An 11,373-nucleotide genomic window follows, 5' to 3' on the forward strand; every position below is an offset into this window, starting at 1 on the left:
CCCTTGTCTGTCATCACCTTTGCAAGGTAGCTGTCACCAGCATCAACAAGCATTACATCCAGAGCCGAGTCATCAAATGGCCCTGTTCCGCAGCTTGTGGAAAAATCAAACTGGTCAGGGCTGTTGATCGCAAGGCCTATGAAGGTTGTGCATTCATAAGCCTTTACCCAGTAAGGATCCTGATAATCAGGATTGTTGAAGTTGAGTTCAACAAGTTTGAAAGCCTTGGCGTCGTATGGTCTGATGCCGATTACGGCCTGGGCTGAATAATCCTTTTCAGCCTCTTTCATTATATGATGGCCTTCCACATTTTCGTCCAGATTATAAACCAGCATGGTTTCAGATGCCGGGAAAGCTATGGACTTTGGTGAAAGTCTTGTGTTTTTGTAACCCATGTCGGGCTGTTCGCCAGCTGCAAGCCCTCTGAATACATGGAACTGCTTATCCTTGACCGGGCCCACCAGTCGGTAAGCGCTCCGCGACTTATCCACTCCGGCAGCCCAGGCTGACTTGTCAATTTTAATAATCTTCATGGCATATCCCCAACCGGCTTCGTAAAAAGTCCATCCGCTGTGTTGAGCTTCGCCCTCGGTCATTGCGAAGTAAGAAGGGCTACTCCTCATTCCTTCGGGCTTGCCTATTTTTAATTCGGGCGGCTGAAGCTTTTTTCTTTGCCGTTAATTATAAGTTTTCGGCTGAAGCAATAACAACTGCTACCGGATAAAGCTTTCCTGATCATTGACCTTGTATGTGTCCAAAGGAGGACGTTCATCAATGGACATTCCTGCCTCCCATCCGAAACTCTCAAAGCAGTCTTTTTCCAGCTTCTTTGTGAACAGTCTCACCTTTATATCCATAGGGCATGCAGCTTCGCATGCTCCGCAGTCTGTGCAGCGTCCGGCGCAGTGAAATGCCCTGAGGAAATGGTAAGTTCTGACATCTATTGGGTCCAATCCCTTGCCAACCCACTGGGGGCGTGATTCGTCAACAAAACAGGTCGGGCAGTAGCAGAGAGGACACGCATTCTTGCAGGCATAACATCTTGTGCAGGACGAAAGCATGTCTTCAAAGAATTTCCATCTGTCATCGCCTGACATTGCTTCTATTTTTTTGATGTCAGCAAAACGATCCGCAACTTCCTGTTCCTTGACCGGCTCTGCTATCATCTCGTCAAAAAGAGCCGGATTTCTGTGCATGCAGGTCTTGCAGTTGCTCTGGAGAACTTCTGGCTTTTTGAGAGCTTTTTCAGATCCGTCACAGACAATCTTTATGTCGTCACCATTTTCAGTCATTGCGGTGATATCGCCAGGGCACATTGTCTTTATGACAGACTTGTCCACCATGCCTGTGCACGGTACACCGATAATATAAAGATTTTCACGTTTGATCTGGTTTTCTATTATATGGGTAACAAGGTTGCGTGAATCGCAGCCCTTGGCTATGACAGCAACCTTGTCTTTTCTTCCCTTTGCGTAATTAGCAAGGTTAAGGCGGCAGTTTGAATCCCATACCAGCTTGTCAACATCTTCAGCGCTGCTTATGAGGCACGGTTCGGTCATCATGGCAACACTTCCGCTTTTAAATCCGATGACTGCATCCACCTTTTTTTCTGAAAGAACGCGGCGGGCCGCTTCTTTTATTTTATCAATATATGCTGTCATGCCGCTATGCCCTCCAGTTTGTCTTTCTTGAAATATTTGGCTGGTCCAACTTTTCTGACAGCTTCGACAACATCCCTGGCAACTTCGGCAAATTTGACGCCTTCTGCCGAAGAAATCCATGAAAAGTGAATTCTTCCAGGCTCGACGCCATGATATTCAAGGAAATCCCTCAATAAAATGAATTTTCTGCGTGCATAGTAATTGCCTGTAATATAATGGCAGTCGCCGGGATGACAGCCTGAAATCCAGACACCGTCAGCTCCGTTATGAAATGCAGAAAGAATCATTTTCGGAGACACGCGGCCGGAACACGGAACCCTTACAACCCTTACGTTTGGCGGATACTGGAATCTGCTTACGCCCGCAAGGTCGGCAGCTCCATATGTACACCAGTTGCACAGTATCGTGACTATTTTTGGTTCAAACTCGCTCATCTTACCTCCTGTACCTGTTTCAAAATAGAATTCTGAAACAGGCATGAAATATTTTTAGAAACCCTTAAATTATAAGATTTCTGCTTCTCTGTGTAGAATCCGCAAAATCCAGCAGATTTTTAAGCCTCATTCCAGGAAAGTCCCTCATGAAAATGCTGTTGCCAGACCTTTCCAAAAGAGTTTCCCAGCATCTCTAAAAGCCTGTATCTTAGAAATTAGTCGCACTCTGAATCATCGCAATTAGCTGGCCTTCATCAAAACCCTTGAGTTTCAAGGCTCCTGAACGGCAGGACGAAACACAGGCTCCGCATCCCTTGCAAAGAACAGGGTTGATCTCTGCCTTGCCTTCATAAGGTTTTGAAAGTCTCATTGAAGGAGCGTTATATGGACATACCGCAACACAGACTCCGCAACCGCTGCAAATCATCTGGTTGACTTCCGCAATAGCACCCTGGGTTTTTATGGACTTCTTGGCAAGAAGTCTGAGCGCGCTTGAAGCGGCAGCCTGGGCCTGGGCTATGGACTCATCTATCGGCTTCGGATAATGGGCAAGACCACAAAGGAATACGCCGTCAGTAGCAAAATCTGAAGGAGCAAGTTTTACGTGGGCCTCGACAAAAAACCCGTCTTCATTCAGGGGAACCTTGAAGAACTGTGCGAGCTTTTCATCTTTGTACGGAACAACGGCTGACGCGAGGGTAAGAAGATCTGCCTCAATGACAAGTGGCAACTGAAGGACATGGTCAGTGACCCTGATATTCAGTTTCCCGTTTTCACCGACAGAAACTACAGGCTTGTTTGAAAGTCCGTATCTAACGAATATTACCCCTTTTTCCCTTGCTTCCTTGTACAGAAGTTCCTTTTCACCATAGGTTCTGATATCCCTGTAAAGAACAAAGACATTCATGTCAGGATTTTTTTCCTTGAGATGAAGGGCTGAGACAACGGAGTGTGTGCAGCATATTCTTGAACAGTATGGTCGCTCCGGCTCCCTTGAGCCAACACACTGTATGAAAACAGCCGAATTTACTGATTTCAGAGCGGGGTCATCATTGATGAACATCTTGTCCAGCTCTATGCCTGTCACGATGCGCTTGTCCTGACCATACATATATTCGGTCGGTTTAAGCTCCGACGCGCCGGTTGCCACCACAGTGACACCGTGCTCAATGGTCTTTGAGGTTCCGCCTGTATTTACAATAGTCTTGAAATTGCCGACAAATCCTTCGACACCCTCAATATTTGATCCTGCAAAAACTGTAATATTTTCATGGGAAGTAACTTCAGATGCCAGATTCTTGAGACCTTCCTGGATCATGGCTCCGCCAGCCGTCTGGTAAAGATTTTTTGCCTGACCGCCAAGAGAGGCCTCACGCTCAATGATATTTACCTTGTATCCCTGATCAGCGAGGGATTTTGCAGCTGTCATTCCGGCGATACCTCCGCCGATTACGACAACATTCTGGTCTATATCCAGATCCGCCTCTGAAAGAGGCTCAAGCAGGGCGCTTTTTGCCGCTGCCATTCTCACGAGATCCTTGGCCTTTTCAGTCGCTTCTACAGGATGATCCTTGTGTACCCATGATCCGTGGTTACGGATATTGACCATTTCAAATAGATATTTGTTTATTCCGGCAGCAAGAAGGGTTTCCTGGAACAATGGCTCGTGGGTTCTCGGAGAACAGGCCGCAACTATCATTCTGTTGAGGTTTTTCTCCTTGATTACGGCAGCAATTGCGTCCTGGGCATCCTGGGAGCAGGAGTACATATTGTTTGCAACATATTCCACATACGGAAGGGTTGCTGCATAATCGCGTACGGCAGGCACATCGATGACGCCTGCGATGTTACTTCCGCAGTGGCATACGAACACGCCTATTCTCGGACGGTCGCCCTTGATGTCTATTTCAGTTCTTTCAGGGGCTGTTTTTGTGAGGGTGTTTCTCGCGCTTGCAAGGGACGCTCCCGCCCGCATTGCCGCCCCGCCAGCCTCAACAACAGACTGGGGAATATCTTTTGGGCCCTGGATGGCGCCGCAGACATAAACACCTGGTTTTGAAGTGGCTACAGGATCAAATGAGGATGTCTTGACAAATCCGCTCGGAGTCAGATCTACGCCTATCTTTTCTGCAAGCTGGCGTGTTTCGGGTGATATTTCCATACCAACGGAAAGAACTACAATGTCATAAAGCTCGCGGACAACCTTGCCTGTGGCTTCGTCAAAATAGTCGAGAACCTGTCCCTTTTCCTCGCCCTCCTGGGTAAAAATGGAGTGGATTCTGCATCTGACGAATTTGATGCCATGCTTTTCCTTGGCTTCGTTATAGCAGCTTTCGAAGCCCTTTCCGTGGGTTCTCATGTCCATATAGAAAATGGTGCATTCAAGGGACGGATCATGCTCTTTTGCAATGATCGCCTGTTTGATTGCATACATACAGCACACGGATGAGCAGTAACCGTTTCCGCAGGTATTGATGTCTCTGGAACCTATGCACTGGAGCCATGCTATCTTGTGGGGGTGAACGTGGTCAGACGGTCTTACCACATGGCCCTGGTTAGGGCCTGAAGCCGAAAGATAACGCTCGAACTCTATCGAGGTTACTACGTCTTTGGAAGCGTCGTAATTGTATATTGCCTTTCCGGACGGATTGTATGTGCTGAAACCAGGGGCAAGCACTATGGAGCCAACCTTTAGGGTAAGGTTCTTGTCCTTGTCATCATACATGATTGCCCCGGCAGGGCATGTTTTTTCGCAGATTCCGCACTTGCCCTTTGTGAGCTTGATGCAGTTTTTTGCGTCAATGGCATATTTCAGTGGAACTGCCTGGGGATAAGGCACATAGATCGCCTTTCTCTTGGCAAGTCCAGCATTATAGACATCATCAACTTTTTTCGGGCATTTTTCGGTACATGCTCCGCAGGCAATACATTTTGTCATATCAACGTATCTTGCCTTCTGGAAAACATCTACTTCGAAATCACCCTGTTGACCTCTGACATCCTTAATCTCAGCCAGGGTGATCAGCTCTATGTTCATATGGCGACCAACTTCAACAAGCTTTGGCGACATGATGCACATTGAACAGTCGTTTGTCGGGAAGGTCTTGTCAAGCTGGGCCATGACACCGCCTATGGACGGCGATTTTTCAAGCATATATACGTAATAGCCGGAATTGGCCAGGTCAAGCGCGGCCTGGATTCCGGCGATACCGCCGCCTGCCACAAGAACAGCGCCGGTTACATTTTTTGTACTCATATCAAATCTCCTTAGCTCTATTGTTTCCTACAGACCAAAATCCGCCAGATCAGGCCCCAGATAAGTTCTTTCGTTCTCACCCAGAATGCCCATCGAAAGACAAAGGATAGTCCAGAGATGGACAACATGGTAATGGCCATCAAATGCGTGCTTGATGTCTTCTATCTGGGCATGGCAGTTATGGCATGGAGTGATCACATAAGTCGCGCCGGTCTGCATGATCTGGTCAAACTTGATCTTTCCGTAAGCCTGACGCTGTTCTGTGTAGCCAGCCTGGAGAGCGCCACCACCACCGCCGCAGCAGTAGTTGTTGGACTTGTTCGGATACATTTCGACGAAATTTTCTTCGCCTACAGCTGTCTTTACGACAAAGCGAAGCTCGTCGGCCATCCAGTCACCAAGGCTTTTACGGACGATGTTGCATGGATCCTGAACCGTGAATTTAATCTTGAGGTCTTTGTTCCATTCTGAATTAACGGGAAGCTTCCCTTCCCTTATCCATTTTGCATAAAATTCTATTATGCTCTTAAATTCGAAATTATGGGGTATATTGAATTTTTTGAGTGCTGCGTATACAGCATAAAATGAGTGTCCGCATTCGGTATTTATAAAGGTCTTGCATCCAAGCTCATCGATTTTTTTCGACTGAGCCCTAACTATGTATTCCCATGAAGGATCGTCTGCGAGGAACATGCAGTAGTTTTCACCAGCCCACATATCTGAATAATATGTCCAGTCTGCTCCGGCTGTGTGGAGGATCTTCCAGAGAGGCAAAAGCTCATCCGGCTCTGTAACAGGCTCGCGGGAGTTCTGGTTCAGGGCGAACATAGCGCCTTCCCTGTCTATCTCTGCGCGGAGTTCTTCAAAACCTTCCTGGGTTCTGCATTCCTCCGCAAGGTCGCTTACCGTGAATTCAAAATCTTCGAGTGGTACGCCCATAGCTCCGCCACGGGATTTTACATGCATGTCGCAGGAACCCAGGATACCCTTTGGCCTTTCTTCCCTTGGCCATCTTGACCTGAGTTCGAACGTCAGCTGGGGGATGTTGATCTTCATGGGGCAGACGTCATTACAACGTTTGCACATTGTGCAGACCCATACCCAGGGATGTCTTTCAAGCTGCTCGTCAAGACCAAGGACTGCCATACGCAGAAATTTGCGTGGGTCCATGTCCATCTGGCCTGATGCAGGACAACCCGCTGTGCAGGTTCCGCATGTGAGACATTTTGAAAGATCGCCGTCCGGGATGAGGGCTTTGGCAAGATCCCTTATCGAGAATTTGCCGCTTGGAACTTTTATTTCTTGAGCCATAGTTTCCTCCGGTACTGAAATATAAAAACAGTTGCTGATTCAATTTTTATTTTTAAGCCCGGAAGGGGTACGGATTTACCGGAGGGTCAGATTGGAGCTTTGAAAAGAGGCAGCCTTCCCCGGATTCAACCGCGGCCCGCAACTCGGGCTTTCAATCATTGGTTGTCAGGTAAAGCCGAAAAAGATTTTCATAATGATTTAGATAACCATATTTAAAGGTTCTGAGTCTGGATACTACAATAAGGCGGCTATAATATAGTTTTAAACAATAGGTCAAATTGATTATTTCGATTAAAATGGTGTCTTTAAATAGATTTTATCGAATTGATGAATAGATTATCCATATGGATGACTGCCTTTTATCCCGTAAAATGATTAAAAACAGATAACCGTATATATAGGCTTACATGCAAATGCATAGGATTATCCTCGATATGCATAGCATTCCTGTCTCTTTATCTGCAGAAACCTTTATTTGTTATTTTTTTCTGGTTTTCATGAAAAATGAAAAGTATTAGAGTATCAATGATGTGGGCAACAATGCTGAAATGGGGAATAAAATGAAAATCGTACTCCTGACCGACACACACGGAGACACACAAAACATAGAAAAAATGAAAGATGATATTTCTTCGTCTGATGTTGTCATTGTTGTCGGTGATATTACGCATTTTGGCGGACATGACGAAGCTGCAAAAGTCATAGATGCGATTCGGAAATATCAGCCCAATGTTTATGGAGTTTCGGGGAATTGTGATTATCATGACATAGACGCTTATCTTGACGTGGAACAGATAAACATACACGGGAAAGTGGTCAGGCTGGCAAAGGATCTTTATATTGCGGGACTCGGCGGGTCCCAGACAACTCCTTTTGATACGCCCAACGAATATCAGGAAAAGGATTATATAAGGATACTCGATGAGCTTGGACAAAAAGTCGAGTCAAGAAATTCAAGAGTTATCCTGGCCGCACACAATCCTCCTTATGGAACAGCCTGTGATAAGGTAAGATCAGGCGCAAATGTTGGAAGCAGGCCTGTCAGGCAATTCATAGAAAAGCATTCTCCCCTTATCTGTTTATGCGGTCATATCCACGAATCCGCAGCCAAGGACATGATCGCAGATACTATGGTCATAAATCCCGGACCAGCCAAGGACGGGCATTATGGCCTTATTGAAATCACTGAAAAAGGCATAAAGGCGGAAATTAAGAAAGCTTCCGCAGCCAAAAAGCGTTTCAGATTCTTCTGATTCAAATATGATGTAGTCGCAAAAAATCTAAAAATGGCTTAAACGTCATGCAGAACCTGATCCGGCATCTTTGTAATTTCAGCCACTTCTGGGTTCCGGCCTGCGCCGGAATGACGGAAATTGGACTTTTTGCTATCCTGTCAAATATAATTCCGGAGAAAGCCATGAACGAAATTGTTTGTCTCAGAATAAAAATCAGCGGGATGGTTCAGGGTGTCGGATTCAGGTATCAACTCAAAAAAACGGCTGTCTCGCTTGGCCTTTGCGGCTGGGTTCGAAACAATGCTGATGGAAGCGTTACCGTGCTTATTCAGGGAAACAAAGACAAGGTTCTTGATCTTGTTGACTGGAGCAGAAAAGGCCCGCCAATGTCAATGGTTGCATCTGTTGATATCACCGAAAAATCCATTGAACATGAGTTAACGGGATTCGATATCGTTTTCAGATAAACCGAAAAAGATATATGGGTTCTTTTTGAAGCCATATGAGCGTTAGTAAAAGCGCTATTTAGCAGAACATACTGCCTCTATGCTAAACTTCCCACAGAGAATCAATCGGACTCAGAGCCCTTGAAATATCTTTCTCCATTACATGCGTATAAATTTCCGTTGTCTTGACATCTGAATGTCCCATCAATTCCTGGACAATCCTGATATTAATCCCGTTTTCAAGCAGATGTGTAGCAAATGAATGTCTGAACGTGTGACACGAAACTTTTTTTGTGATTCCGGACTTTTCCACAGCCGTTTTTACCGCCTTCTGGAGTCCTGATTCAAGAACATGATGACGACGTCTGATTCCGCTTCTTGGGTCTGCCGAAAGATCCCTGGAAGGGAAAACATACTTCCATCTGAATTCTTTAGCGGCATTCGGATATTTTCGCGCGAGAGCCTCCGGAATATACACTTCTCCGCAGCCATCAAGAATGTCCTTATCATGCAGATCCTTCACCCTGGCAATATGATTTTTCAACTCCTCCTTCACATTAACGGGAAGATTTACCACCCTGTCCTTTCCGCCTTTTGCTCCGCGAACATACACAAGGTTACGATCAAAATCCACATCAAGAACCCTGAGTTGTACGCATTCCATAAGCCTTAAGCCGCATCCGTAAAGAAGTTTTGCCATCAAAAGATGAGTGTCTGACATATTCTGGAGTACCTTCCTGACCTCGTTTTTCGTCATCACGACCGGCGGTCTGTTGTATTTTCTTGCTTTGATAGGTTCAAGCTGATCCGATACTTCGATATCAAGAACCTGCCTGTAGAGAAAAATGATGGCATTCAAAGCCTGGCGCTGGGTCGATGAAGAAACTTTGAGGTCTGTGGCAAGATTGCTGAGAAACGCCTCTATCTCGTTTTTGCCCATCTGAGAGGGATGTATCTGGCATTTGTGGAATCTTATGAATCTGGCAATCCAGTCGCAATAGGTCTTCTCGGTTCTCAACGAATAATGATGATACCTGAGAACCTGTCTTACCTGATCCATGAGGCGAAGATTTGGATTTGGCCGGAATTTTATCTTGTTTTCCATGATATTATCTATTAACGGTAATAGATGGAAAATTCAACGACAGTTTTCCATGTTTTGACCCTAATATCGGTGTTAGATGGAAATTCTGTCCATTCTATATACGCAATAGATGGAAAACTTTTTAGCTTATTACCCTGTTGGAAATCTGTTTCCGGGGTATTGCCAGGTTTTTTAAGCTTTCACGCTCTGGCTCAATTGGCAAATATAAGTGGTTAAGGCTTTTGACTTTTCTGCTTTGTCGCTCGGGTAAATTGCTTGGCTTTTTTAGCTCCGTATTTCCAGCTTTGCGCTAAAGTTTTTTTGGCATTTCCTCAGCTTGCAGTTGATTCAGCTTTATTGGTTTTGCCTTTTGCTGCTGTGGGATTTCCGGTTTGGCGGCAAAGTAGTCTTTGTTCCTTAGTTTTTGCTTTTATTGCTGTGTCTGTTTTAAAGCTGTTGCGGGGTTAAGTTTTTCGGGGTTGCTCCATCAGTTTTTGTTAATGGCAGCGCTGTTTCTTTTTAAGCGCCTAATTTCCAACAAGTCGCCCAAGCTGACGCCGACACGCACCGGTTTCACCAGTAAAGCAGCGGCGGCGCAGCTTAGCTCACCGTTATTATGTTTCATGGATATCTAATGCAGCTGAATAGAATTATTGATAAAGCTCGTCTTTTCCAAAATAATCTAATTAGTGTGTGGAGATCTCTTTTTGGCTTCACTCTTATACCATTTGGAATAAAAAGCTTCGTATTATCAGTGCCTTTTACAAGTTTATTTATTTATTGCTGCATATTCGAAAAAGATGAAAGTCTCTTTAATTGCCTATCTTATGAAAATGGATTATTTCTATTTTCACTTTTGCTTACTCTATCGTCATTAATTATGATAGCTGGTACAATTTATTTGTTAATGAAAAAGAAATGGTCCCTTTATCTTCTTTATATTATATTGCCTATTCAGTTTTTTTTGCTGTTAGTTATTATGGCATATATAAAAAAAGACTGGATTTATTCACTAAAATGGAATTCACTTATTCCCCCATTTTATATTTTTTTTATCTGGCTTATGAACAGGCCACAAATTAAAGACGAATTTAAATAACAAAGAGCATATAACAAGTCGCCCAAGCCGACGCCGACACGCACTGATTTCACCAGCAAGGCAGCGGCGGCGCGGCTTAGCTCACCGTTAGGCGATATGGCAACCCCACTATATCGCACAAACAAAATTGGGGAAAAGGAGAGTACAATGGCATACACAAAAGTGGTATTTGAAAATCCAAAAACAGGTCAAATTAAGGAGGCTCCGGTAGGCTTTTCATGGACAGTTCTATTTTTTGGCTTCTTTCCACCATTATTTAGGGGCGATTGGAAATGGGCAATTATCATGTTTTTGTTGGCTCTTCTCACAATGGGATTTAGCGGTTTGTTTTTTATGTTTATTTATAATAAATTATATATCAAAGATTTAGTAGGGGCTGGTTTCAAAGCAAAGTCAGTTGAAATGGGAACTATCGAACAGATATCTCAAAAAACAGGTTTGAATCTTCCTGTATGGGAGTCAGCATAAATCGCCTAACAAGTCGCCCAAGCTGACGCCGTCACGCACCGATTTCACCAGTAAAGCAGCGGCGGCGCAGCTTAGCTTGCCGTTAGAACTTTTCATCACAATTGGAGGCAACATGAGTATTAAAGACATAATAGCTTCAGCCGGTCGCAATCTGCACACCATCATCATTACCGCTCGCGAAGATGATGGAAGCACAGAAACGAGAGAAGCGGAGCCATACAGCTATCGTATCAAGGGCCAAGACGAAAAGTTCTTTTGTTATGACATAAGAAAAGGCGGCATTCGCAATTTTCATGTCTCCAGTATTATCTCAGTAAAAGAAACACAAAACACATTCACTCCTCGCTGGCCTGTTGAGGTGTAAAAGCAATGGCCGTTT

The 11,373-nt window shown here is 44.8% G+C and carries 9 protein-coding genes and 1 pseudogene; 4 read left to right on the forward strand and 6 right to left on the reverse strand.

Annotated features, from left to right (window positions below):
* The 5 genes and pseudogenes from K245_RS25525 to K245_RS0119245 form a co-directional block, all read right to left on the reverse strand.
* Window positions 1-533, reverse strand: a pseudogene (locus K245_RS25525) (4Fe-4S dicluster domain-containing protein); the annotation flags it as partial.
* Between the two features lie 180 nt (window positions 534-713).
* Entirely contained in the window at window positions 714-1,661 is a 948-nt protein-coding gene (locus tag K245_RS0119225; protein WP_027360499.1) for a 4Fe-4S ferredoxin, read from the reverse strand.
* The gene (locus K245_RS0119230; protein WP_027360500.1) at window positions 1,658-2,095 is read right to left on the reverse strand and encodes a hydrogenase iron-sulfur subunit; all 438 of its coding nucleotides are present in this window, start codon (window positions 2,093-2,095) and stop codon (window positions 1,658-1,660) included. The genes K245_RS0119225 and K245_RS0119230 overlap by 4 nt, the downstream gene beginning before the upstream one ends.
* Window positions 2,096-2,303: 208 nt before the next feature.
* Entirely contained in the window at window positions 2,304-5,351 is a 3,048-nt protein-coding gene (locus tag K245_RS0119240; protein ID WP_027360501.1) for an FAD-dependent oxidoreductase, read from the reverse strand.
* A 27-nt stretch (window positions 5,352-5,378) separates the two neighbouring features.
* Entirely contained in the window at window positions 5,379-6,662 is a 1,284-nt protein-coding gene (locus tag K245_RS0119245) for a (Fe-S)-binding protein (RefSeq protein WP_027360502.1), read from the reverse strand.
* Between the two features lie 560 nt (window positions 6,663-7,222).
* On the opposite strand from K245_RS0119245, the gene K245_RS25530 reads away from it, so the two are divergent.
* Window positions 7,223-7,915 (forward strand): metallophosphoesterase, encoded by a 693-nt coding sequence (locus K245_RS25530; RefSeq protein ID WP_051284444.1) that lies wholly within the window; start codon window positions 7,223-7,225, stop codon window positions 7,913-7,915.
* Between the two features lie 164 nt (window positions 7,916-8,079).
* On the forward strand, window positions 8,080-8,364 hold the full coding sequence (locus tag K245_RS0119255) for an acylphosphatase (protein WP_198013938.1): 285 nt from the start codon (window positions 8,080-8,082) through the stop codon (window positions 8,362-8,364).
* 82 nt (window positions 8,365-8,446) lie between these two features.
* Here the strand turns inward: K245_RS0119255 and K245_RS0119260 are convergent, their stop codons facing one another.
* The gene (locus K245_RS0119260; RefSeq protein ID WP_051284448.1) at window positions 8,447-9,448 is read right to left on the reverse strand and encodes an integron integrase; all 1,002 of its coding nucleotides are present in this window, start codon (window positions 9,446-9,448) and stop codon (window positions 8,447-8,449) included.
* A gap of 1,225 nt (window positions 9,449-10,673) precedes the next feature.
* Between K245_RS0119260 and K245_RS0119270 the strand changes: the two genes are divergently transcribed.
* Together K245_RS0119270 and K245_RS0119275 are read left to right on the forward strand one after the other, a co-directional pair.
* Window positions 10,674-10,994, forward strand: coding sequence for a hypothetical protein (locus K245_RS0119270; protein WP_027360506.1), 321 nt, complete (start codon window positions 10,674-10,676; stop codon window positions 10,992-10,994).
* Window positions 10,995-11,106: 112 nt separating this feature from the next.
* Entirely contained in the window at window positions 11,107-11,358 is a 252-nt protein-coding gene (locus K245_RS0119275) for a WYL domain-containing protein (protein WP_027360507.1), read from the forward strand.
* The last annotated feature ends 15 nt before the right edge of the window (window positions 11,359-11,373 follow it).

The sequence above is a fragment of the Desulforegula conservatrix Mb1Pa genome (assembly GCF_000426225.1).
GTDB lineage: Bacteria > Desulfobacterota > Desulfobacteria > Desulfobacterales > Desulforegulaceae > Desulforegula > Desulforegula conservatrix.